Source organism: Marivivens aquimaris, assembly GCF_015220045.1.
Taxonomy (GTDB): Bacteria; Pseudomonadota; Alphaproteobacteria; order Rhodobacterales; family Rhodobacteraceae; genus Marivivens; species Marivivens aquimaris.
The window spans coordinates 807,030-830,000 of the sequence record NZ_JADBGB010000001.1 but is presented as its reverse complement, the minus strand read 5'-3'; the positions used below and the strand labels follow the sequence as shown (position 1 = coordinate 830,000).

The 22,971-nt window shown below is 60.3% G+C and carries 19 protein-coding genes and 2 tRNA genes (1 of these 21 cut by a window edge); 10 read left to right on the top strand and 11 right to left on the bottom strand.

Annotation, left to right across the window (positions count from 1 at the left end; translation table 11 throughout):
• The 7 genes from IF204_RS04250 to IF204_RS04220 all read left to right on the top strand — a co-directional run.
• On the top strand, nt 1-670 hold the 3' portion of the coding sequence (locus IF204_RS04250) for a putative selenate ABC transporter substrate-binding protein (protein ID WP_194094947.1). Its footprint begins 176 nt before the window's first position; 670 of the gene's 846 nt are visible here — the last part of the coding sequence; the start codon falls outside the window, past its left edge; its stop codon occupies nt 668-670.
• Entirely contained in the window at nt 667-1,326 is a 660-nt protein-coding gene (locus IF204_RS04245; protein WP_194094945.1) for an ATP-binding cassette domain-containing protein, read from the top strand. The genes IF204_RS04250 and IF204_RS04245 overlap by 4 nt, the downstream gene beginning before the upstream one ends.
• Nucleotides 1,323-2,807 carry a PhnE/PtxC family ABC transporter permease gene (locus IF204_RS04240; RefSeq protein WP_194094943.1) on the top strand — a complete coding sequence of 495 codons (1,485 nt, stop codon included), beginning with the start codon at nt 1,323-1,325 and terminating at the stop codon, nt 2,805-2,807. The genes IF204_RS04245 and IF204_RS04240 overlap by 4 nt, the downstream gene beginning before the upstream one ends.
• A 144-nt stretch (nt 2,808-2,951) precedes the next feature.
• Nucleotides 2,952-5,150 (top strand): NADP-dependent isocitrate dehydrogenase, encoded by a 2,199-nt coding sequence (locus IF204_RS04235; RefSeq protein WP_194094942.1) that lies wholly within the window; start codon nt 2,952-2,954, stop codon nt 5,148-5,150.
• Nucleotides 5,151-5,399: 249 nt separating this feature from the next.
• A complete protein-coding gene (locus IF204_RS04230; RefSeq protein WP_194094940.1) occupies nt 5,400-5,936 on the top strand; it encodes a PAS domain-containing protein in 537 nt (178 codons plus the stop codon).
• Nucleotides 5,929-9,360, top strand: a complete 3,432-nt coding sequence (locus IF204_RS04225) for a chemotaxis protein CheB (protein ID WP_194094939.1) — start codon at nt 5,929-5,931, stop codon at nt 9,358-9,360. Before IF204_RS04230 ends, IF204_RS04225 begins: the two co-directional genes overlap by 8 nt.
• Nucleotides 9,341-9,739 carry a response regulator gene (locus IF204_RS04220; protein ID WP_194094938.1) on the top strand — a complete coding sequence of 133 codons (399 nt, stop codon included), beginning with the start codon at nt 9,341-9,343 and terminating at the stop codon, nt 9,737-9,739. Before IF204_RS04225 ends, IF204_RS04220 begins: the two co-directional genes overlap by 20 nt.
• A gap of 84 nt (nt 9,740-9,823) precedes the next feature.
• Here the strand turns inward: IF204_RS04220 and IF204_RS04215 are convergent, their stop codons facing one another.
• The 4 genes from IF204_RS04215 to IF204_RS04200 all read right to left on the bottom strand — a co-directional run bounded on the left by IF204_RS04215 (nt 9,824) and on the right by IF204_RS04200 (nt 13,809).
• Entirely contained in the window at nt 9,824-11,140 is a 1,317-nt protein-coding gene (locus IF204_RS04215) for an ABC transporter permease (protein ID WP_194094936.1), read from the bottom strand.
• Entirely contained in the window at nt 11,137-11,817 is a 681-nt protein-coding gene (locus IF204_RS04210) for an ABC transporter ATP-binding protein (RefSeq protein WP_194094933.1), read from the bottom strand. Before IF204_RS04210 ends, IF204_RS04215 begins: the two co-directional genes overlap by 4 nt.
• Nucleotides 11,817-12,239: a hypothetical protein gene (locus tag IF204_RS04205; protein ID WP_194094932.1), complete on the bottom strand. Its 423-nt coding sequence runs from the start codon at nt 12,237-12,239 to the stop codon at nt 11,817-11,819. Before IF204_RS04205 ends, IF204_RS04210 begins: the two co-directional genes overlap by 1 nt.
• A 79-nt stretch (nt 12,240-12,318) precedes the next feature.
• The gene (locus tag IF204_RS04200; RefSeq protein ID WP_194094930.1) at nt 12,319-13,809 is read right to left on the bottom strand and encodes an alkaline phosphatase; all 1,491 of its coding nucleotides are present in this window, start codon (nt 13,807-13,809) and stop codon (nt 12,319-12,321) included.
• On the opposite strand from IF204_RS04200, the gene IF204_RS04195 reads away from it, so the two are divergent.
• Together IF204_RS04195 and IF204_RS04190 are read left to right on the top strand one after the other, a co-directional pair.
• Complete coding sequence (locus IF204_RS04195; RefSeq protein WP_194094929.1) at nt 13,808-14,002, top strand: hypothetical protein; 195 nt, start codon at nt 13,808-13,810, stop codon at nt 14,000-14,002. The genes IF204_RS04200 and IF204_RS04195 overlap by 2 nt on opposite strands.
• Before the next feature lie 244 nt (nt 14,003-14,246).
• On the top strand, nt 14,247-15,884 hold the full coding sequence (locus tag IF204_RS04190; RefSeq protein WP_194094928.1) for an alpha-amylase family glycosyl hydrolase: 1,638 nt from the start codon (nt 14,247-14,249) through the stop codon (nt 15,882-15,884).
• A gap of 103 nt (nt 15,885-15,987) precedes the next feature.
• Here the strand turns inward: IF204_RS04190 and IF204_RS04185 are convergent.
• The 7 genes from IF204_RS04185 to tgt all read right to left on the bottom strand — a co-directional run bounded on the left by IF204_RS04185 (nt 15,988) and on the right by tgt (nt 22,442).
• Nucleotides 15,988-16,063 (bottom strand) — tRNA-Val (locus IF204_RS04185).
• A 58-nt stretch (nt 16,064-16,121) separates the two neighbouring features.
• Nucleotides 16,122-16,697: a histidine phosphatase family protein gene (locus tag IF204_RS04180; RefSeq protein ID WP_194094926.1), complete on the bottom strand. Its 576-nt coding sequence runs from the start codon at nt 16,695-16,697 to the stop codon at nt 16,122-16,124.
• Nucleotides 16,698-16,732: 35 nt separating this feature from the next.
• A tRNA-Val gene (locus IF204_RS04175) sits at nt 16,733-16,808 on the bottom strand.
• A gap of 18 nt (nt 16,809-16,826) precedes the next feature.
• Nucleotides 16,827-17,156 carry an HU family DNA-binding protein gene (locus IF204_RS04170; protein WP_194094925.1) on the bottom strand — a complete coding sequence of 110 codons (330 nt, stop codon included), beginning with the start codon at nt 17,154-17,156 and terminating at the stop codon, nt 16,827-16,829.
• Between the two features lie 102 nt (nt 17,157-17,258).
• Nucleotides 17,259-19,664: an endopeptidase La gene (gene lon, locus IF204_RS04165; protein ID WP_194094923.1), complete on the bottom strand. Its 2,406-nt coding sequence runs from the start codon at nt 19,662-19,664 to the stop codon at nt 17,259-17,261.
• A gap of 204 nt (nt 19,665-19,868) precedes the next feature.
• Entirely contained in the window at nt 19,869-21,185 is a 1,317-nt protein-coding gene (locus IF204_RS04160; protein ID WP_194094921.1) for a PAS domain-containing protein, read from the bottom strand.
• A gap of 129 nt (nt 21,186-21,314) precedes the next feature.
• Nucleotides 21,315-22,442, bottom strand: a complete 1,128-nt coding sequence (gene tgt, locus IF204_RS04155; RefSeq protein ID WP_194094919.1) for a tRNA guanosine(34) transglycosylase Tgt — start codon at nt 22,440-22,442, stop codon at nt 21,315-21,317.
• 160 nt (nt 22,443-22,602) lie between these two features.
• Between tgt and IF204_RS04150 the strand changes: the two genes are divergently transcribed.
• The gene (locus IF204_RS04150) at nt 22,603-22,965 is read left to right on the top strand and encodes an SUF system Fe-S cluster assembly protein (RefSeq protein ID WP_167638529.1); all 363 of its coding nucleotides are present in this window, start codon (nt 22,603-22,605) and stop codon (nt 22,963-22,965) included.
• The last annotated feature ends 6 nt before the right edge of the window (nt 22,966-22,971 follow it).

Here is a 22,971-nt window from a genome sequence, read left to right as displayed (position 1 = left end):
GGACTATGCCGCCGCCGTGACTGCGTTCCGCAATAACCAGATCCAGCTCGGCTGGTTCGGCGGTCTGTCGGGCGTTCAGGCACGCATCGCCGTTCCGGGCAGCCAGGCGATTGCCCAAGGCGCGGAAGACGAGACCTTTGTGTCGTATTTCATTGCCAACACTTCCACCGGTCTGACCGAGTCGGAAGAGTTCCCCGATATGGCCGGCCTCTCGTTCACATTCGGCGCGCAGACCTCGACCTCGGGCCGCCTGATGCCGGAGTTCTATATCCGTCAGGAAACCGGTGAGGCCCCCGAGGATCTGTTCTCGGACATCGGCTTCTCGGGCGACCACGGTCAGACCCTGCGCCTTGTTGCGTCGGGCGCTTATGAAACCGGCGCGCTGAACTACACTGTCTACGATCAGGCCGAAGCGGATGCGCTGGCCGAAGTCGAGACCGCCAAAGTCATCTGGAAGACCCCGCCCTACCCCGACTACAACTGGACCATCCGCGGCGACGTCGATGACCGCTTCGGCGAAGGCTTCACGGCCAAGGTGCAAGAGGCCCTGATCGGCATGACCGACGAGGCGCTGCTTGCCTCCTTCCCGCGTTCAGCCTTCATCGCGGCTGACAACGAGATGTACGCACCGATCGAAGACACGGCGCGCGAACTCGACATCATCGAATGACGCAGGTTCTGGCGACACTGGAAAACGAAGACCTCGGCTGGGACGGCAAGACCGTTCTGGCCGGCGTTTCGCTATCCGTCGCCACCGGAGAACGCCTCGCGCTGCTGGGAAAAAGTGGCGCGGGGAAGAGCACTTTGCTCACTACTATATATAGCCGCCTTTTGGGGCGTATCGCCTACGTACCCCAAGACACCGGCCTCGTCGGGCAACTTTCGGCGTTTCACAACGTCTGGATGGGGCGGCTGGATAACCACGGAACGGCGCGAAATCTGCGCACTCTGATCTGGCCGAGTAAGGCCGAACGGGCCGCTGTGGATACCGTTCTGGACGCCACGGGCCTCAGCGGGCTTGGCCGCCGGCCGGTGATGAACCTGTCGGGCGGACAGAAGCAGCGGGTCGCCCTATCGCGTGCGCTGCTGCGGGGCGGTGATGTAGTGCTGGCGGATGAGCCTGTATCAGCCGTCGATGTCACACAAGGGGCGGAGCTGCTGGCGCGGCTCGACGAAACCTTCGCGACCTCGGTCATCGCCATGCATGATGTCGAGATGGCCAAAGGCTGGGCCACGCGTATCATCGGCATCGCGGGCGGGCGCATCGTCTTGGATTGCCCGCCGACCGAGGCCAGCGACGCGGACATCGCCGCGCTCTACGCATGATCAGCTCGCGCAGGGTAGTTCTGCTGGGGTTCATCGCGGCGGCAATTGTTGCCCTCGGTTTTGCCGACCTGACGGGCCGCCACACCGATCCGTCAGTTTTGCTGGCACGCATGGCAGATGGCCTGCTCCACCCCGATTTCTCGATATGGCCCGAGCTTTTTAACGGCACGATGCTGACAGCGGCCTTCGCGGTCTGCGGAGTGTTCTTTGGCGCGGGCTTCGGACTGCTACTCGCGCCGCTTTATCACATCCGCACCGTCCGAACGTTCTGCATCGCGATCCGCGCGATCCACGAGCTGTTCTGGGCTCTTCTCCTGCTGAACATCACGGGCCTCAGTCCGACCACGGGCGTATTGGCAATCGGCATTCCCTACACCGGCATCTTCGCCAAGGTGTTCTCCGAATACCTCGACGAGGCAAGCCGCGCGCCCGAAGCTGCCCTGCCCCGCAAAGTCGGCCAGATCACGCGGCTCCTCTGGGCGCGCCTGCCGCAATGCGTGGTCCCGATGCGGAATTACACGCTCTACCGCCTCGAGTGCGGGATCAGGTCATCGGCGGTGCTAGGCTTCATCGGTCTGCCGACGCTCGGCTATCTGCTCGAAACATATTTCAAACAGGCGCACTACGATCAGGCTTTCGCGGTCCTCGCGATTTTTCTGCTGCTGATCATCCCCGTACGCCGCTGGATGAAGTGGCGCCTCGCGCCGATATACCTACTGGCGTCGCTCGCCGTTCTGGTCGCCCAGAAAACGCCGCCCATGGGCAGCGGCATGTTCGCGCGCTTCCTGCACGACATCATTCCTGCCCCGATCCGCACCGGCGCGGAATGGAGCGGCTGGCTCGAAAAGGTATTCGTCAACCAAGCATGGCCAGGCGTCGTCGACACCGTCGTCCTGTCGCAAATCGCTCTGACCGGAGCCGCCTTGATCGCCTTCTTCGCCTTCCCCGCCATCGTGCCCCGTGTTGCAGGGCGTTTCGGCGCGATGATAGGGCACCTCGGCCTCGTGCTTTGCCGGTCGCTGCCGGAGTACATGCTGGCGTTCGTTCTGCTCCAGTTCTTCGGTCCCTCCATGCTTCCCGCGATCCTCGCGCTCGCATTGCACAACGGGGCGATCATCGCGCACCTGCTCGGGCGGCAGGCCACATCGCTCGCGCTGCGACCCGATGCGCCAACCGGCTTGACGCTGTGGGGGTGGGAACTTGTCCCCCGCCTCAGCGCGAATTTCTGGGCGCTTTGCCTTTATCGCTGGGAAATCATCGTCCGCGAAAGCGCGATCATGGGCATCCTCGGCATCGGCACGCTTGGCTTCTACATCCAGAAGAACGTGCAGGAACTCCGCCTCGACCGCGTGGTTGCCCTGCTAGCAGTGTCATTCCTGCTGACAATGGCGATCGACCAACTGTCCCGCCGCCTCCGCGCGTCCATGCGGGTCGGCACACAGCTCCATATCGAAGGCTCACGCGGCAACGCCCGCCGCTGACTGCGACACCGCGACACCCCGCCAATCGGTTCGGTATACCATGGCACACATTGACGCCTCGGTGCCTCTCCTGTAAGCCAGCACCGACCGCAGGAGCGATCCTGCATCGACCCATCGCACCAGCAAACCGCGGAGAAGCGACCCATGGCCGATAAGACCCCCGATATTATTTATACCATTGTTGACGAAGCCCCCGAACTGGCCAGCGCATCGCTGCTGCCGATCGTGCGCTCTTTTGCAGGCGCTGCCGGCATCGACGTTGCACAGCGCAACATCTCGGTTGCAGGCCGCATCCTCGCCGTCTTCCCCGAGTGCCTGACCGAAGAGCAGCGCATTTCGGACGACCTCGCCGCTCTGGGCCAGATCGTGAAGACGCCGGAAGCCAACGTCATCAAGCTGCCGAACATCTCGGCCTCGATGCCGCAGCTGACCGCAGCGATCAAGGAACTCCAGTCCAAGGGCTATGCCGTTCCGGACTACCCCTACGAGCCGAAGACCGACGAAGAAAAGTCGATCCAGGCCCGCTACGACGCCGTCAAGGGCTCGGCCGTGAACCCCGTGCTGCGCGAAGGCAACTCGGACCGTCGTTCGGCCAAGGCGGTGAAGGAATACGCAAAGGCAAACCCGCACCGCATGGGTGAGTGGACCGCCGATTGCAAAACCACAGTCGCGTCGATGGAAGGTAACGACTTCTTCCACAATGAAAAGTCGGCAACCATCACCGCAGCGCAAGCTGGCGGCGCCAAGATCGTCCACACCGCCGCTGACGGCACCGAAACCGTTCTGAAGGACGGCCTGAAGTACATCGAAGGCGAGATCGTCGATGCGACCTACCTGTCGGCCAAAGCCCTCCGCGCGTTCATCAAACAGGAAATCGCGTCGATGGAGCCGGGCGTTCTGTTCTCGGTCCACCTGAAGGCCACCATGATGAAGGTCTCCGACCCGATCATCTTCGGTCACTTCGTGTCGGTCTACCTCGAAGACTTCATCGCCAAGCACGGCGACAAGCTTGCGGAACTCGGCTTCAACCCGAACCAGGGTCTCGGCGATCTCGAAGCAAAAATCGCTGGCAACGCCGAACTGGAAGCCGACTACAAGGCTGCCATGGAAGCCCAGCCGGACATGTACATGGTGAACTCCGACAAAGGCATCACCAACCTGCACGTCTCGTCCGACGTGATCATCGACGCCTCGATGCCCGCAGTGATCCGCGCTGGTGGTATCGGCTGGGGTCCGGACGGCAAGGCCGCGCCGACCAAGTGCTGCATCCCCGACAACAGCTACGCTGGCGTCTACGACGAGACCATCAACTACTTCAAAGAAAACGGCAAACTGGACGTCACCTCCTGCGGTGCTGTCTCGAACGTCGGTCTGATGGCCCAGAAGGCCGAAGAGTACGGCTCGCACCCGACCACCTTCGAAATGAAGGCAGACGGCACCGTGCGCATCGTTCTGGACAACAGCGACGTGCTGCACGAGCACACCGTCGAAAAGGGCGACATCTGGCGCTCGGCGACTGTGAAGCAGGCTCCGATCGAAGACTGGATCAAACTCGCTGTCCGCCGCGTCAAGGCCACCGGCCTCGGTGCCTTCTGGCTCGACGCGAACCGCGCCCACGATGCCGAACTGATCAAGTACGTCGAACCCGCTCTCAAAGAAGCCGGCATCGATATCCCGATCATGGCCCCGCGCGAAGCCACCCGCTGGACGCTGGAACACATGACCGCAGGCAAGGACGTCGTCACCATCACCGGTAACGTACTCCGCGACTACCTGACCGACCTGTTCCCGATCCTCGAACTGGGCACCTCGGCCAAGATGCTGTCGATCGTATCGCTGATGCAGGGCGGCGGCCTCTTTGAAACTGGCGCTGGCGGCACCGCTCCGAAGCACGTCCAGCAGGTTCTCGAAGAAAACCACCTGCGCTGGGACTCGCTGGGCGAATTCTGCGCACTGGGCGAATCGTTCGACTTCCTCGCAGCGGCCCGCGACGACAAGAAAGCCGCCGTCCTCGGCGCTGCTGTCGGCGAGTCGATCCAGAAAGTCCTGATGGGCGGTAAGAGCCCCGAAGGCCGCGTCGGTCAGAACGACAACCGCACCTCGCACTACTGGTTCGCCCGCTACTGGGCCGAAGCACTGGCCGCGCAGTCGGACGACGCTGACCTTGCAGCCCACTTCAAGCCGATCGCGGAAGAGCTTGCAGGCAAAGAGGAAACCATCCTCGCCGAACTGCACGCTGGCGAAGGCAGCCCCGCCGATCTGGGTGGCTACTACCTGCTCGACGCGGCCAAGACAGCAGCAGTGATGCGCCCGAGCGCCACGCTCAACGCCATCATCGGCTAACAACGCAAAGGGCGGCCCGAGTGGCCGCCCTTTCTCTTTGCCTTTGTGCCCCAAATATCCCGGGGTGAATTGGCCGCAGGCCAAGAGGGGCAGCGCCCCACTACTTTAGTCGCAGACACCGCAATGTAGGGGAATGAAGGTTCGAAAAAACTTCATCTCGGGTTCGTATACGCGCGCATTCGGTGCTTGAAGCACAGCCCGACTACCCATTAGTGTTAAGGATAGTTCAATTCCTTAACTGCCTGGTTGATGTCCCACACAAATTTGCCCGAAAAACTGACGGCCTATATGAGCCGCTCAAACGTTGCGCTCGCACTCTCGACGGATGACGGCGACGTACCGTTGAGTTATGTGAACAAGGCATTTTGTGATCTGACCGGCTACAAGCCCGAGGACGTTATCGGGCAGAACTGCCGCTTCCTTCAAGGCGAAGACTCCGACCCCGCGCACAAGAAGGCTCTCCATGATTTTGTTATGGACCCTGATATCGACAGCGGGCGTTTCCCGATTCTGAACTACCGCAAGGATGGGACGACGTTTCTGAACTTCGTTCTGATGACACGTCTGCGTGACCGCAAAGGAAAAACCCGTTTCATTCTGGCCTCGCAGTTCGACATGACGAGCACGGAAAAACGCTCGCGCATGCCCGCGCATGACAAGAAGCTGAACGCCGAATTGGCCGAAGTGAATGCCATGAGCGTCGAGTTTGGCCTCGCTATGCGCGGCAGTGCACAAACCATCGCAGATTCCATCGCTATGCTCGCACGGATGTCCCTGAATGAATAAAATGACTGACGAAGCCGGTACCCCGCTTTTCGTTGTCGGGATCGGAGCCTCCGCGGGTGGGCTCGAAGCGCTGCGCGATATGCTCTCGACCGCCGGTGAGGACTGCAAACTGGCCTTTGTGGTCATCCAGCACCTCGACCCGAACCATGAAAGCCTGCTGGCCGAGCTGCTCGACCGCCACACCGTTCTTGAGGTCAGTCAGGCCGAGGACGGTGAGAAAGTCCGTGCGGGCTGCGTTCACATCATTCCGCCCGGACATGGTCTGTCGATCAACAGCGGCACCCTTCGCCTCACCGATTTCAGCCAGCCCCGCGGGCTGCGCCGTCCGATCGACGATTTCTTCGAAAGCCTCGCTCAGGATCAGGGCAAGAATGCCGCCTGCGTGATCCTGTCCGGCACAGGCGCCGACGGCAGCGCGGGTCTTCGTGCAATCAAGGAACTCGGCGGTCTGTGCGTTGTGCAGGAGCCCCGCACGGCGAAATACGACGGGATGCCGACCTCGGCGATCAATACCGGCCTCGTCGACTTTATCAATGTGCCGTCCGAGATCATCGACAGCGTGCAGCAGTTCTTTACCAAAGCTGCGCTGACCGATGCCCAGAACGCGCTGGCGGAAACGGTCAACGACACACTTGAGGACATCTGTTCGGTCGTTCGCACCACCGCAGGTCACGACTTTGCGGGCTACAAAACCTCGACCCTGTCGCGCCGCGTGCAACGCCGCATTCAGGTGCTCGACCTTGACGACGCGCGCGAATACCTCGCCTACATCCGCTCGACTCCCGAAGAGTGCGAGATCCTGTTCCGCGAGTTGCTAATCAACGTCACCCGCTTCTTCCGCGACACCTCGCATTTTGAGGTACTGCGCAACGAGGTGATCAAGCCCCTCGTCCGTGATGCGCAGGACGAAGAAATCCGCGTGTGGGTGCCCGGCTGTTCGAGCGGCGAAGAAGCCTATTCCATCGCGATGCTCTTTGCCGAAGAGGTTCGCCTCCAGCGCCGCAGCATCAACATTCAGGTCTTTGCCACCGACATCGACGAGCAGATGCTCCGTATCGCTCGCGACGGCATGTACCCTGCTGCCGCGTTGATCGACATTCCTGAGGAAATGCGCGAGCTCTATACCCTGCCCCGCGAGGGCAAGTTCCAGATCAACAGCCGCATCCGCGATATGATCCGGTTCTCGGTCCACAGCGTCGTACGCGATCCGCCGTTTTCCAACATCGACCTGCTGTCCTGCCGTAACCTGCTGATTTACTTCGGCGACGCGCTGCAAGCGGCTGTAATGCCGATTTTTCATTACGCGCTGCGCCCAGGTGCGACGCTATTCCTCGGACCGTCGGAAACGCTCGGCCGTCACGACCACATGTTCCATCCCGTGGACGCGCAGGCCCGTATCTTCGAACGGAACGAAGGCCGTCCGGAATACCCCGTACACCTGCGCAATCAGTCACGCCAAGTCACCACACGCCGCCGCATCTCGAGCGAAAAGGACAGCGAGTCGACCCGCGTGGATTGGTCGGACAAAGAACTGCGCGACCGCATTCTCACCCACTACGGCCCCGCGACACTGCATGTCTCGCGCGAGGGCGAGTTGCTTGGTTCGACTGGTCGCTTGGGCCGCTATCTGTCGACTAGCACCGTTGGCGCAATGCACACGCAATATGCGTCGTCGCTTGCCGTGGCTGGCGTTCGCGAAGCGATTTCCTCGGTCATCCGTCAGGTCACATCGTCAAGCAAACGCACGATCAGCCGTGACCTGATCGCCCATTCCGAATTTGGCGCACAGCCGTTCGACCTCATCGGCGATCCGATGCGCGACGGCACGATCCTTCTCGTCTTCCGCGAACGCGGTCCGTTCGCCCCGATGGACGAAGACGAGCTTGATGACGTCGAGGCCACCGACAGCCACGTCCAGAGTCTCGAAAACGAACTTCGCTCCACCCGCGCCCGCCTTCACACGACCGTCGAAGAGCTGGAGACTGCGAACGAGGAGCTAAAAAGTTCGAACGAAGAAATGATGTCGATGAACGAAGAGCTTCAATCGACGAACGAGGAACTTGCGACCGTCAACGACGAACTTAAGGTCAAGGTGGACGAGCTGTCCGTGGCTAACACCGACCTGTCCAACTTCTTCAGCTCGACCGCCCTGCCCCTCGTGGTGCTCGACGCCAAAGGCGTGGTGCGGAACTTCACTGAATCCATCCTGACGCTCTACCCACTACGCGCAGGCGACCGCGGCCGTCCGCTGTCGGAAGTAACCTGTCGCCTTGCCGAAGCCGATGAAGTGCTGACCGCCATCGATCAGGTCATGCACAATGGCGAAGAACAATACCTGCGCGTGTCCGATCATGATGCGCACCGCACATGGTCACTGATCGTCACGCCCTACCGCGACCGCGACGACGAAATCGACGGCGTAACGCTCGTGTTCAGCGAACTGACCGAAGCGCTGCTGCTCGAAGATAAGCTGAAGTCCGAAGGCGAACGCCTCCGCATCGCGCTCGACGTGACCGGACTAGGCGTGTGGGAGCTGTCCCGCGACGGTCGAACGATCAAGTTCGACGACAAAGGCGCGGAACTTCTGGGTCTCGAAACCAACAGCCTCAAGTTCAGCGACTTCATCGCGAGCCTGCCCGAAAAAATCCGCGACGAGACAGAGCGCACCATGCGCATCAGCGAGATCAGTGCGCCCTTCAACGTGCTCATCGAACTCCCGTCTCTCGACCAGCATGATAAATGCATCCAGTTCGTCGGTCGCCGCATCGGCCGCGCACAGGGCCAGCGCACGCTCGGCGTTCTGTTCGACGTCACCGAGGAAGAAGAAGCCAAGCGCGTCCGCGAGATCATGCTTCACGAGATGAACCACCGCGTGAAGAACCTCTTCTCGATCATCTCGGGCATGGTGCGGATCGCGGGTCATTCGGCCAAATCCGTCCCTGCGCTCGTCGAGGGTGTCACCGCTCGCATCGGCGCACTCGCCCGCTCGCATAACATGACGCATCAAGCGCCCAGCGGCACGTATTTCTCGCTCGAAGAAGTCGTCGATGGCGCGGTCCAGCCCTACAGGGGTCAGTCCGCAGGTATCGAGATTTCCGGACCAGAAGTTCACCTTACGCCGGAAACCCTCACGACCCTGTCGCTGATCTTCCACGAACTGGCGACGAACACTGCAAAATATGGTGTTCTGGGTCCGATTGACGGTAAGCTACGCATCAATTGGGAAAAACATGACGAACATGAGATTCTTCTTAATTGGACGGAACTTTATAACGATCCTGTGACTTTTAATGATAACGAGTCTAACGGCTTCGGCTCGACGATGATGCAACTGTCCGCCTCGCAGTTAAACGGACGCATCTTCATCGAAAGATCGGAGTCAGAGCGCAGGACGCAATTGATTTATGAAAACAAATCCAAGTAGTGCCCGGTCACGTCCCCTCGTTCTTCTCTGCGAGGACGAGCCTATCGTGGCGATGGATATCCAGATGATGCTCGAGGACGCCGGCTACGAAATCGCTGGCCCCTATGCATGTGTGACCGATGCACTGGACGCGATCAACAACATCAATCCTGATGTCGCCCTTCTCGACGTGCGCCTGCGCGACGGCGAGGTGTTCCCTGCCGCCGAGCGTTTGAAGGAAAACGGCGTCCCGCTGATCTTCCACAGTGGCCACATCGTCGAAGACAACGTCGCCGACCGTTTCCCCAAAGCGCTCCACTGTCCCAAACCGGTCATGCCGGATGTGCTTCTCGGCACCATAGAAACCGCCTGCGTCAAAGCAGAGTGCACACAGGAATAAGGGCGCCTCTAGCGCCCTCTTCTTTTGCCTTTGTGCAAGAAATATCTCGGGGTGAATGCCGCAGGCAGAGGGTCAGCGCCCCTCCTACGCCCTCAGCCCCTCCACCACCGGCTGCCGCAGCACCACCGCCGCTGGCAGCAGCGAGATCAATAGCGTCACCGACACGAACCCCGCTACGAATTTGATTTCCTGCCAGCCGAGCGGTGCCGTCACCAAAATATTGGTCTGCGCGGTCACGATCTGCGACAGCACCATCGCCGCCCCGACCCCGACCAGCACGCCAGCGATCGCTCCGGATACCAAGAGGACCGCGCTGAACGCCCACATCATCGCAAACACGAACCGCGACGGTGCGCCGAGCGCGCGGAGCAACGCCACCTGACGGCGGAACAGGCGGGACAGGATGAACAGACCCAGCATCACGCTGACCGCGACCAGCACCTGCGTGACCAGCGCCATTACCGACATCGCCTGCCGCACGTCGCCCATCACGTTGTACAAGCCTGCCAGCACCGCCCCCGGAAAGAACGCCAGCGTTTCGCGGTCCCGCGTGAAGGTCGAGCGCAGCGCGTAGTTGGCCCAGAGCGCCTCCGCGTGGACGACAACCGCTGGCGTGCCTGGGAAGTATTCCGCATCGAACGGACCGCCGATCACGTCGCCCGCTTCCGGCGCGTGACCGTTGGCGAGGCCGTGAACCTCCCACACCGCTTCGACCGGCACGATGATCGCGCGGTCCCACGGGGTGCCTGTCGGCGCCATGCGGCCGGTGACGTGGAATGCGACGCCGTGCTCTTCGGCATCACCATCGTCGATGTGGGTCATGCCGTGCGCTGGGGTGAACTCCGCGCCGATCTCTAGCGGGACGAGCGCGCCGACAACTGCCTCTTCGTGATCGCCAAACATCGCGCCCTCAACGGTTCCATCGGTCAGATACTCCACGAACTCCGCTGTCGAGCCGATCACTGGCGCGCCGCCAAAGCTGTCTCCGAACGCGAGCGGCGCGGCGATGGCGACATTCTCGGTGTTGGCTATCTCGTTGTATGTCGCACCGTCGACCAACCCCATGTCCAACGGCTGGAGGAACACGGCGGCCAGCATCACTGTGAGCTCACTTCCGGGAGCCGAGACGATCAGGTCAAACTTGTCCGCCGCCTGCGCGGTTCCTTTGCGAAGGCCGCGCTCCTGCGCGAGCAGCCCGACACCTAGCCCGACCGACACCGCGATCAGCAGGATGAACATCACCGATGGCACGCGGAAGCGCCAGATGATCGCCTTTACCAGCGGCCAAGGAGTGTGTCCGCGCAGGACGACAATACCGACGATGACCGCTGGCAGAAGCAGCCCAACAACCGTCAAAAGATCCTGCGCAGCGACAGGCAGATCGTACCAAAGGTCAATCATGCCGCATGCCCTCGCTGCTCTGAGATCTTACCGTCACTGACAGTCAGAACGCGGTCCATGCGGTCGATCAGACGCTGGTCGTGGCTGACAGCAATCAGGGTCGTACCCGAGCTTCGCGCCAGCGCAACGAGGTCTGCAATCAGCTTGTCAGCCGCAGCGCGGTCGAGGCTCGCGGTTGGCTCGTCAGCCAGAAGAACCGGTGCATTCGCCGACAAGGCACGCGCAATGGCAACGCGCTGGCGCTCCCCGCCGGAGTAGCTGGCAACCGACCGCTCAGGCTCTCTTAGGCCGAGCGAGGCAAGGTGTTCGGCAGCACGCTCACGGATACCGGCACGCTGAGCACGCGGACGATAGAGCGAGGTCAGGGAGGCATTGGCCGCCGCACTCAGCTCCTCGAACAGAAGAAAATCTTGGAATATCATACCGATATTCGACGCTCTGAATGCAGTGCGTTGTTCTTCGCGCAAGGTCAGCAGGTTGGTGTCATTCCAGACAATGCGCCCTTCCGCCTCCAGCATCCCTGCCAGCGCGTAGAGCAGCGTGGATTTCCCCGCACCGGACGGGCCCGCGATGCCGACGAGCGATCCGGCGGCAACGTCCAGCTGGGGAACGCTCAGGATATCCCGCCCCCGCTGTGACGTTACCTTGAGGTCACGAATAGTCAGGTCCAAACCCATCAGCCGACCCGCGCGTCCATGAGGCGGACGAGGCTGACAAAGCCGGTCTCGGGGTCGCGGTAGCTGCCGACCTCCAGCACGCCCGATACGGTGATGCCGACGTTGAACGGCGTCACGTCGACGATGCGCTGGGTGTAAACGGCGAGGATGTCGTTCGGCCATTCAGCATCGGTTTCGCAGAACGGGCAGACGGACATCGGCATTTTGGTGAGCACGAAGAAATTGCTCTCGGCCTTCAGCGGCGGGGCCATGAAGCCCGCGACGTCGATACGCTGGCCGACCAGATCGGTGGCCAGCTCCGACAGGCCGGTGCCACGGCGTTCGTACAGATCGCGAAGCTTGATCGCATCGTCAGCAACGGCAGCTCGGGCGAAAAGTGGCGCAGCGACGGCGGAGAGAATGAATTTGCGGCGAGTTTGCATGAGTGGTCCTCGCTAGGTCCTTAAAACGGGTGAAGGGCCCCGCCGGAACGGAGCCCTCGATGATGGTGCAACGCGCGGATTACTCGGCGTTCACAGCGTGGTTCATTACGTGGAAGATGACGTTCTGTTCGATGGTGCCGTCGAACAGGTGAGCCCACGGGCCTTTAGCGTAGACTGCAACGTCCTCACCCGAGTGGGTTTCCGACGACATCGGGATCAGCGACTGCTGCATGTAGTCCATGTCGGTCGCGTCTTCCTGGGTCAGGTCGGGGCGCGAGCCAGCGTAGGTGCCGTCTTCCTGTTCGGTCAGAACCGAGCCAGCGCCGTTCAGGTAGCCGATGACGGTGTAGGGCTTGCCGTCGGCAGCGAGGTTCGGCTCGTCCGAGTGCATTTCGCCCTCTTTCGACACACCGTAGCAAAGGCCGGTGATGTCCGAACCGCGACCGCAGTAGCCGTTGAAGGCGATGGCGTGCTCGTGGTCGGCGGTGACGATGATCAGGGTGTCTTCGTCGTTGGTCAGCTCGTCAGCCTTGGCAACGGCTTCAGCGAACGCAACACCGTCAGCGAGGGTGCGGTAAGCGTTACCGTCGTGGTTGGCGTGGTCGACGCGGCCAGCCTCGATTTCGAGGTAGTAGCCGTTCTCGTTCTGCGACAGGAACTCGATCGCCTTGGCAGTCATGTCGGCGAGCGACGGCTCGTCGTCATCAGCGCGGTCGGCTTCGTATTCCATGTGGCTGTCATTGAACAGCGCCAGAACCGGAGCGTCCATGGTCAGCGCGTCGAACGAAGCGGTGTCCGAAGCGAACTGAACGCCCATGTCGGTTGCCTTGGCAACGAGGTCAACGCCATCGGCGCGGCGACCCGAAATGGTGCCGTTCGAAGCACCTTCCGGCATGAAGTAACGGCCGCCGCCGCCCATGGCGAAGTCGACGATGCCGGCTTCCATGGCGTTGACGAGCTGCGAAGCGATGTCGACCTGAGCGGTGCAACCCTCCGGAACGCTGTCTTCCCAGTTGCGGTTCGCGGTCTTGGCGTAGACGCCAGCCGGGGTCGCGTGGGTCAGACGAGCGGTCGAGATCACGCCGACCGACTTGTCCATGTCAGTGACGATTTCAGCGAAGGTGGTCAGTTCGTTGCCTGCAACGGTCGAGCAATCGTCGTGGATCGCGTCGCCGCCGAGGTTGATGAGGTTGAAGCGCTGCTTCACACCGGTGTTCATCGCGCCAGCGGTCGGAGCCGAGTCCGGAGTCTGGGCGTTGATGTTGTAGGTCTTGACCAGAGCCGAGTGGTACTCGCTGGTTTCATACGGCAGGACGTGCTCTTCACCGAGCTGACCTTCCTGCTGACCTGCGAACAGGCGGATGGCGTAGTTGGTGCCGACGCCGTTGCCGTCAGCAACCAGCAGGATCACGTTCTTGGCCTGGTTGGTGTTTGCCTGACGGTCGATGATTTCCTGAATGGTGGTCTGACCGGCGACAAACCAATCGTTGTCGGCCTGAGCAATGTCTTGGGCAAATACAGCGCCCGAAGCGAATACGGCGAGTGCCGAAATGGAAAGGGTGGTTTTCATGGATAACTCCGTTGGTCGCCAGCGCGTCCCATCGCGCCGTCTGGAGCCGTCAAAACCCGATTTGTGTGACAGAAAATTAAAGGCTGCGACGAATCTTCATTTGATTGCCCGTCAGATGAGTCGCGGAAAAAACCACGATATTCTCGTATGTTCGCTGGTTTTTCAGGCAGAAAAGGCGTGCTTACAAAATTAATTTGCGGCCAGGATCCGATGTGACATCTGCGGAAATTTTGTTCTCGCGATCTGAGAAACCGTCCATTTTGACTACGCATTCAAAGCAATAAGGGGCTTCGGACAGCTGTCGACGAATCCGCAGCGCCCCGCCGGATTCGCCGGATTGCCGTTAGCGCATGACAGCATTCGCATTGACGGCGTTTGCCATATGGGACCGCACCGCTATGGTGGCGTGATTGTAAACGAAAACTCAGGGGGGCATCATGCGCGAATGGTGGCGCGATGCTGTAATCTATCAAATTTATCCGCGATCCTTTCAGGACGATTCCGGCGACGGTATCGGTGACCTGAAGGGCATCATCCGACGCCTCGATCACGTCGCCAGCCTTGGCGTCGACGCGATCTGGCTGTCGCCGTTTTTCACCTCGCCCGACCTCGACATGGGCTACGACGTGTCGGACTACAAAGGCGTGAGCCCGCTTTTCGGTGACATCAACGACTTCGATGCGCTGGTCGAAAAGGCGCACGATCTGGGCCTCAAGGTCATCATCGACCAAGTGCTGTCGCACACCTCGGACCAGCACCCGTGGTTTCAGGAAAGCCGTCAGAATCGCACCAACGACAAGGCCGATTGGTATGTCTGGGCCGACCCGAAAAAGGACGGCACGCCGCCGAACAACTGGCTGTCCATCTTTGGCGGCTCGGGCTGGCAGTTCGACACGCGTCGTCACCAGTACTACCTGCACAACTTCCTGACCGAGCAGCCGGACCTCAACTTCCACAATCCGGCGGTTGTCGATGCCCTGCTCGACGCGATGAAGTTCTGGCTGGAGCGCGGCGTCGACGGTTTCCGCCTGGATACGGTCAACTTCTACGTCCACGACGCCAATCTGACCGACAACCCGCCCTCGGATTGGGAGGTGTTCCCGAACAATCCTTACGAGGCGCAGGATCAAGAATTCTCCAAATCCCGCCCCGAAAACCTCGAAGTGCTCAAGCGCCTGCGGGACCTGACCGACCAATATCCCGACCGCATGATGGTCGGCGAATGCGGCGAAATGGGAGACAAACAGGTTCGCATCATGGGCGAATACACCTCGGGCGGCGACAAGCTGCACATGGCGTATTCCTTCGCGATGTTGAGCCCCGAGCACACCGCAGAGCACTTCCGCCACACCATCGAGGTCTTCCAAGAGACCGCTCCTGATGGTTGGCCCTGCTGGTCGTTTTCGAACCACGATGTCGCCCGCCACGTCAGCCGCTGGACGCCGAAGGGTGCCGATCCAGCCGCCGTTGCCCGCCAGTCGATCGCGATGCTGTGCAGCTTCCCCGGCACCCTGAACATCTATCAGGGCGAGGAAATCGGCCAGACGCAGACTGACATCCTGTGGGAAGAACTTCAGGACACAGCGAACGCCCAGTTCTGGCCCGAGTACAAAGGCCGCGATGGTTGCCGTACCCCGATGGTCTGGGAAAAGGATGCGCCGCAGGGCGGGTTCTCGACGTCGGACAAGCCGTGGCTACCGGTCAAAGCACCGCAACTGGCGCGCGCCGTGGACACGCAAGAGGATGACACAAACAGCATCCTCAACGCCTACCGCCGCACACTCGCGTTCCGCAAATCGCGCCACGAACTGCGCTATGGCAAGACCGAATTCCTCGACCTGCCCGAGCCGCTGCTCGGCGTGATCCGTGCGGAAGAGGACTCGGCAATCACCGGCATCTTCAACCTGTCGAACGAGCCGCAGCGCGTTGTTCTGAAAAAAGAACTTCGCCCAGTCGGTCCGATGGTGGGCGCGGTCGAAGGTCCCGTCCCCGGCAAGTCAGGCAAGAGCGACGACTGCGTAGTGGATCTGCCACCCTTCGGTTTCGTCTACCTCGACGGCAAGGCCGAGATCTAAAACAGAAAAGCCGCGACAGAGATGTCGCGGCTTTTTCTTTGGGCACACCGATACAAAACAGACATCAGTCTGACTGAGGTAACGTGCTGATATTTTAGGAGAATGGTGGGTCGTGAGAGGCTCGAACTCCCGACATCTTCGGTGTAAACGAAGCGCTCTACCAACTGAGCTAACGACCCGTTGGCGCGGTTATTACCGTCACTTTTCGGGGGGAGCAAGAGCGATTTTGCAAAAAAGTTACGGAAAAATCTTGGTATGTTTTCCGTCGCGGATTTCAAAGATGCACCCTTGCCCGCCATCAAGTTCGCGCAGCTGATCCATTCCCAAGCCGACTGCCTGAATTCGCAGGAAACGCGAAGTAAATCCGTGGGTTACAATGATTGCGGGACTGGCGAGTTCGCGCAGAAATTCCCCTGTGCGGTCCCAGAGCGCCGCAAACCCTTCGCCCTCAGGTGCGCGTTCGTAAAAATCAACGAAGTCCTCGAGCGGATCAGTAGCGGGCCAACGGGCGTCGATCTCGTCGCGGCTCAGGCCGGACCACAGTCCCATGTTGATTTCACGCAGGCGGTCGTCGGTCTGGAGCGTGATCCCCGTCAGTTCCGAAATAGGCTCTGCCGTCGCAACAGCTCGTCCTTGGGGACTGGAGAACAGGGCATATCCATCCACCCTGCCCTTCAGCCATTCGGCCATGCTGACGGCCTGTGCTCGCCCCGCCTCGGTCAGCGCCGAGTCCAGACCGCCCTGCATCCGCATTTCGCGGTTCCATTCGGTCTCACCATGACGAAGAACGTATATCGGAGGCAGGTTCAGCAATTGCCAACACCCTGTTTTCAATCGATTTTGGGGAATGGTGGGTCGTGAGAGGCTCGAACTCCCGACATCTTCGGTGTAAACGAAGCGCTCTACCAACTGAGCTAACGACCCGTTGCCGCCCGTCTAACCTCAGTCGTCGCCGTCCGCAATACCCTCAGCGTCCGCATCACCCTCAAAAGCGGAAATTACTTTCGATTTCCTGAGCTTGAGTGTCACGACTTCGCCATTCGGACCGTCGACGACCTTCGCAACTTTGATCTTACCCAAAGGTGGCAGGTTCAGCGTCTGTCCTTCGACGAGGTGTGCGCCCAGCGCTTCGAGCAGCGCATCAAGCGACAGTTTCACATCACGCTTTTTGAGGCCGGATTTCTGCACGGCGTCATCGACGATGCGGTTCTTTTTGATCGGACCGTCTTGCTCGTTGATGGCCGGACCGGTTTCAGTGTCAGCTTCGGACATTTTTATCCCTGTTGTGTTGGCGGACCCCTGCTCCGCCAGCCAAATATGCAGGCTATGTGCCTGCCGTCAAAAAGAAAAAGGCGCCCGAAGGCGCCTTTCTTTTTAGTGTGCGATGGCGGATGAGCCGGATTTCTCTGCCGCGAGAGCCGCGGCTGCGGCCTCCTCGGCTTCCTCATCCCAATCGATCGCTTCGGGCTGTGCCGTCAGAGCGATCTTCAGCACCTCCGAAACGTGAGACACCGGAATGATTTCCAGCCCTTCTTTCACGTTGTCCGGAATCTCCGGCAGGTCTTTGACGTTCTCTTCAGGAATAAGAACCGTCTTGATCCCGCCGCGAAGCGCCGCGAGCAGCTTTTCTTTCAGACCGCCAATGGCCGAGGCATTACCGCGCAGCGTGACCTCGCCCGTCATCGCGATGTCTTTTCGGACCGGAATCTGCGTCAGGACCGACACGATTGCCGTGACCATTGCAAGACCGGCCGAGGGGCCGTCTTTCGGGGTCGCACCATCGGGCACGTGGACGTGGATGTCCCACTTGTCGAACTTCGGCGGTTTGATACCAAGCTGCGGCGAAACCGAACGGACGTAGGACGATGCAGCCTCGATGGACTCTTTCATCACGTCGCCAAGTTTACCTGTGGTCTTCATGCGGCCCTTGCCCGGCAGACGCAGGGCTTCGATGCTCAGAAGCTCGCCGCCGACCGAGGTGTAGGCCAGACCGGTGACGACACCGACCTGATCTTCCTTTTCGGCCAGACCATAACGGTAACGCGGCACGCCGAGGTAATCGTCGAGGTTTTCGTCCGTCACCGAGACATGATCGGTTTCCTTCTTCACCAACTTGGTCACGGCCTTACGCGATACTTTGGCGAGCTCGCGCTCGAGGTTACGCACGCCGGCTTCGCGGGTGTAGGTACGGATGACTTCCGAAAGCGCCTCGTCCGACATCTCGAATTCCTTGGCCTTGAGGCCGTGGTTCTTGAGCTGCTTGGGCAGAAGGTGCTGACGTGCAATCTCGCGCTTTTCGTCCTCGGTGTAACCCGACAGCGGAATGATCTCCATGCGGTCGAGAAGCGGACCAGGCATGTTGTAGCTGTTCGAGGTCGTCAGGAACATGACGTTCGACAGGTCGTATTCCACTTCGAGATAGTGGTCGACGAAGGTCGAGTTCTGTTCCGGATCGAGCACTTCGAGCATTGCCGAAGCCGGATCGCCACGGAAGTCCTGACCCATCTTGTCGATCTCGTCGAGCAGGATGAGCGGGTTCGTGGTTTTCGCCTTCTTCAGCGCCTGAATGATCTTGCCCGGCATTGAGCCGATGTAGGTCCGGCGGTGACCGCGGATCTCGGATTCGTCACGCACGCCGCCAAGCGAGATGCGGATGAATTCGCGACCCGTGGCTTTCGCGACCGACTTGCCCAGCGAGGTTTTACCAACGCCCGGAGGACCAACGAGGCAGAGGATCGGGCCTTTCAGCTTTGCGCTGCGCGACTGAACGGCGAGATACTCGACGATGCGCTCCTTGACCTTGTCCAGACCGTAGTGATCGGCGTCGAGGATACGCTCGGCATTACCGAGGTCCTTTTTCACGCGGGATTTGTTGCCCCACGGGATCGACAGAACCCAATCGAGGTAGTTGCGGACAACAGTCGCTTCGGCCGACATCGGGGACATCGACTTGAGCTTCTTGAGTTCCGCGTCGACCTTTTCCTTGGCCTCTTTGGACAGCTTGGTGTTGGCGATACGCTCTTCGAATTCGGCGACTTCGTTCTGACCTTCGTCGCCGTCGTTCAGCTCGCGCTGGATCGCCTTCATCTGTTCGTTCAGATAGTATTCGCGCTGGGTGCGCTCCATCTGGTTTTTGACGCGGCTCTTGATCTTTTTCTCGACCTGAAGAACCGACATCTCGCCCTGCATCAGGCCATAGACCTTTTCCAGTCGCTCGCTGACGGAGAGCGTTTCGAGAAGCTCCTGCTTCTGCTGGACGTCCACACCGAGGTGACCCGCAACGAGGTCGGCCAGTTTGGCAGGCTCGACGGTTTCGCTGACGGTGGCCATCGCCTCTTCGGGGATGTTCTTTTTGACCTTGGAATAACGTTCGAACTCTTCGCCGACCGAACGTACGAGCGCATCAAGCTCTTCCTCGGCGCCCATGGTTTCGTCCATCGGCTCAGCGGAGGCTTCGAAGAAGTTCTCGTTATCGCGGAATTCGGTGATGCGCACACGGGTACGGCCTTCGACGAGCACCTTCACGGTACCATCGGGCAGCTTCAGCAGCTGGAGCACATTGGCCAATACGCCGGTATTATAAATGTCACTGGGTGCCGGATCGTCCTGAGCCGGATCGATCTGGCTCGACAACAGAATCTGTTTGTCGTCCTGCATCACCTCTTCCAGCGCACGGACGGATTTCTCGCGACCGACAAACAACGGAACGATCATGTGCGGAAACACAACGATGTCGCGCAGCGGCAGAACCGGATAGGAGGTGCTGAGAGGGTCTTGCATCAACTTTTCCTTTTTTGCTGGCAAGATAACTTGGCCCCATCAAGGCAGCCGAGCCATCTCCACTAAGATGCTAAACATGGGCCGCATCGCAGCGGGATTCAAGCGGCAACGGTATACAAATGACACCGACTTCGGGAAATCGGAGACCTGCAAGCTCCGCGCCTGTTCTACCTCTGTTCTGACACCGAAGTCTTAAGCAGAGGTTCAGACCCATGCTTTTACTTTGAGATCATCGCGTTCCTTGCGCTTGGCGATCTGCTGGAAGTCGTCCATGGCTTCAAGCGTCAGCGCGCTGGCCTGCTCCATACGGTCGAGGATTCCTGCGATTTCCTCCTGAAGCTGGTCCAGCCTTGTGACAATGGTGTCCAGACCGCCGTTCTTGGTGTTCAGCACCCCGCTTTCGACGCGGCAGGCGATGCGGACGGTAGACAGGCCGACGATCAGGCGTCGCAGGAAATCGAGGTTGCGGCGCAGGTCGCGAACGTGGTCGGAAATGCGGGCGACCGTATTGGCCGTGCGCTGGGTGAAGTTTGTGGTGACACGGCGCAGCGTTTCCGCCTCGAAGTCATTGTCGACTTCAGCGAACACGGTCTGTGTCTTGTCGAACGCCTCGCACACCTCCGCCATCAGCTTGGTGGAGCAGTGTTCGTACAGAACCAGCTCTTCCATAGCGGCGGCGAACATGCCCTCTCCCCTCACGAGGATTTCGAACTGGTCGAGGTGCGTCTGCAATTCGCCGAGCATCATGCCGTAGTTCCGCGCGATCTCGCTGATGGTGCGGCGACCGGAACGCAGCTTGGTCGCGATCACCTGCATGTTCAGTGTCAGCAAGTTCGCCCCTCGAAACATGATCGCAAGGTGATCGAGGTCTTTTTTGGTTTCGCGGGCAGAGCGTACCAACTGCATCAGGTCGGCAATGGACTGGTCGGGCTTGCGACCGAGCTGGCGGTGGCGGGCGTTGTATTCGGCCACCAGCGCATCGACCTGAAAGCCGAAGTAGTTGGGGTAGCCCATGCCTTGCAGCGTCTCGACGAGCGCGGCGGCGCTTTCGGCCGGCGTCAGCCCCTCGTCCTTCTCGCGCCCCAAAAGATCGGCGTAGACCTTCTGGATCAGCTCGAAATGTTCACTGGACGGCTTGATGCGGACCGACAGATAGCCGTCCTTAAGCGGTGTGACCAAGGCGTAGACCCAGTAATACAGCCCGTCAGCGGCGCGGTTCTTCACGTAGCTGCCGATAGCCTTGCCTGACTGGATGCCTTCCCACAGCAGCCAGAAAACGCCTTTGGGCATGTCAGGATTGCGGATGATCTTGTGCGGCGCGCCTTTCAGCTTTTCGCTCGGATGATCGGCAATCCTGACAAAGATATCGTTGAACGCCTGAATGACGCCGCGCTTGTCGGTGCGGGAAAAGAAAATCTCTTCAAACTCGAACGGCGCCGCACCCGAGGTCGGACGCACCGCATCCTTGGCCAATGCGGCGTCGATGACCGGAGCCATGTCCTGATCTGGAGTGTTCAGCATCTCGTTTTCCCCACGGCAATCAATAACAGCACAGAGGCCGCAGGCGTGTTGCCTCGGCCTCTACGGGAAACGGTGCAAAATAGGTGCGCTCTTACGCAGCCTATCCTTTTGCTCTGCGGGTTTCAGGAGTTACAGGCGGTCGATATCGCCTTCGGCACGCTGCGCGTGGAAATCGGCTTCCCAAGCGTCGAAACGCTGCTCCGCGATGGCGTCGCGCATTCCCTGCATGATCTCTTGGTAGTAATGCAGGTTGTGCCACGTCAGCAGCATACCCGAAATCATCTCTCCTGCGCGGAAGACGTGATGCAGGTAAGCGCGGCTGTAGTTGCGGCACGCGGGGCACGAGCAGTTTTCGTCCAGCGGGCGCGGGTCGTCCTGATGGCGGGCGTTCTTGATGTTGACCTGACCGCGGCGTGTCCATGCCTGACCGGTGCGGCCCGAACGGCTGGGCAGAACGCAGTCCATCATGTCGATGCCGCGCTTGACCGCGCCGACGATATCGTCGGGCTTGCCGACCCCCATGAGATAACGCGGCTTGTCGACGGGCAGTTGGTCTGGCGCGTATTCAAGGACGCCAAACATGGCCTCCTGCCCCTCGCCCACGGCAAGACCGCCGACTGCGTAGCCATCGAAGCCGATGTTCTGGAGTGCCTCGGCGCTTTCGGCGCGCAGTTCTTCGGTCACGCCGCCCTGCTGGATGCCGAACAGCGCATGTCCCGGACGATCACCGAACGCATCGCGGGATCGCTGCGCCCAACGCATCGACAGACGCATCGACTCGGCCACGCGCTTTTCATCGGCCGGCAGCGCGGGGCATTCGTCGAAGCACATCACGATGTCCGAGCCGAGCAGCTTCTGGATTTCCATCGAGCGCTCGGGCGTCAGGTAGTGCTTGGAGCCGTCAACGTGGCTGCGGAAGGTCACGCCGTCCTCGGTCAGTTTGCGCAGATCGGCCAGCGACATGACCTGAAAACCGCCCGAGTCGGTCAGGATCGGTTTGTCCCAGTTCATAAACTTGTGAAGGCCGCCCATGTTCGCGACCCGCTCCGCCGTCGGGCGGAGCATCAGGTGATAGGTATTGCCCAGAAGAATATCGGCACCTGTGGCCGCAACGCTCTCGGGCATCATCGCCTTAACCGTACCGGCCGTGCCCACGGGCATGAACGCAGGCGTGCGAATATCGCCCCGCTGGGTGTGAATAACGCCGGTGCGGGCCTTGCCGTCAGTCGCTTTGAGGTCGAACGAGAAGCGGGTCATGGGTCAATCTCCTGCTGGAAATCTGCTCATATGACGAACGGGCCGTGTTGAAAAGCGCATCCTTGGGGGCACAAAACCGCACGACGAAGCCATGCCGCCTCCCCTTTACGCTGCCCAGCAGTTTTCCTATATGTTCAGTCAGGAATAGATAGGCGGACCAATGACTGAAACGCAAGCGAACCTCGAAGGCACTCCACTCATCGCGCCGTCCAGCACGGACCACGCGCTCTATGATGCTGTCGTCGAAGCCTGCCGCACCGTTTTCGACCCCGAAATTCCGGTGAACATTTACGATCTCGGTCTCGTCTATACCATCCAGATCAATGACGATGGCGATGTCAAAGTCATCATGACCCTGACCGCTCCGGGTTGCCCTGTCGCTGGCGAAATGCCGGGCTGGGTGCACGATGCGATCAGCATGGTTCAGGGCGTCCGCTCGATCGACGTCGAACTGACATGGGAGCCCCAGTGGGGCATGGACATGATGAGCGACGAAGCCCGCCTTGAACTGGGCTTTATGTAAGCAGCC

Bases quoted from the DNA above. Each gene is read 5' to 3' on its own strand.
- IF204_RS04245 (WP_194094945.1), top strand. From the start codon at position 667: ATGACGCAGGTTCTGGCGACACTGGAAAACGAAGACCTCGGCTGGGAC.
- IF204_RS04240 (WP_194094943.1), top strand. From the start codon at position 1,323: ATGATCAGCTCGCGCAGGGTAGTTCTGCTGGGGTTCATCGCGGCGGCA.
- IF204_RS04235 (WP_194094942.1), top strand. From the start codon at position 2,952: ATGGCCGATAAGACCCCCGATATTATTTATACCATTGTTGACGAAGCC.
- IF204_RS04230 (WP_194094940.1), top strand. From the start codon at position 5,400: ATGTCCCACACAAATTTGCCCGAAAAACTGACGGCCTATATGAGCCGC.
- IF204_RS04225 (WP_194094939.1), top strand. From the start codon at position 5,929: ATGAATAAAATGACTGACGAAGCCGGTACCCCGCTTTTCGTTGTCGGG.
- IF204_RS04220 (WP_194094938.1), top strand. From the start codon at position 9,341: ATGAAAACAAATCCAAGTAGTGCCCGGTCACGTCCCCTCGTTCTTCTC.
- IF204_RS04215 (WP_194094936.1), bottom strand. From the start codon at position 11,140: ATGATTGACCTTTGGTACGATCTGCCTGTCGCTGCGCAGGATCTTTTG.
- IF204_RS04210 (WP_194094933.1), bottom strand. From the start codon at position 11,817: ATGGGTTTGGACCTGACTATTCGTGACCTCAAGGTAACGTCACAGCGG.
- IF204_RS04205 (WP_194094932.1), bottom strand. From the start codon at position 12,239: ATGCAAACTCGCCGCAAATTCATTCTCTCCGCCGTCGCTGCGCCACTT.
- IF204_RS04195 (WP_194094929.1), top strand. From the start codon at position 13,808: ATGGATAACTCCGTTGGTCGCCAGCGCGTCCCATCGCGCCGTCTGGAG.
- IF204_RS04200 (WP_194094930.1), bottom strand. From the start codon at position 13,809: ATGAAAACCACCCTTTCCATTTCGGCACTCGCCGTATTCGCTTCGGGC.
- IF204_RS04190 (WP_194094928.1), top strand. From the start codon at position 14,247: ATGCGCGAATGGTGGCGCGATGCTGTAATCTATCAAATTTATCCGCGA.
- IF204_RS04170 (WP_194094925.1), bottom strand. From the start codon at position 17,156: ATGTCCGAAGCTGACACTGAAACCGGTCCGGCCATCAACGAGCAAGAC.
- lon (WP_194094923.1), bottom strand. From the start codon at position 19,664: ATGCAAGACCCTCTCAGCACCTCCTATCCGGTTCTGCCGCTGCGCGAC.
- IF204_RS04160 (WP_194094921.1), bottom strand. From the start codon at position 21,185: ATGCTGAACACTCCAGATCAGGACATGGCTCCGGTCATCGACGCCGCA.
- tgt (WP_194094919.1), bottom strand. From the start codon at position 22,442: ATGACCCGCTTCTCGTTCGACCTCAAAGCGACTGACGGCAAGGCCCGC.
- IF204_RS04150 (WP_167638529.1), top strand. From the start codon at position 22,603: ATGACTGAAACGCAAGCGAACCTCGAAGGCACTCCACTCATCGCGCCG.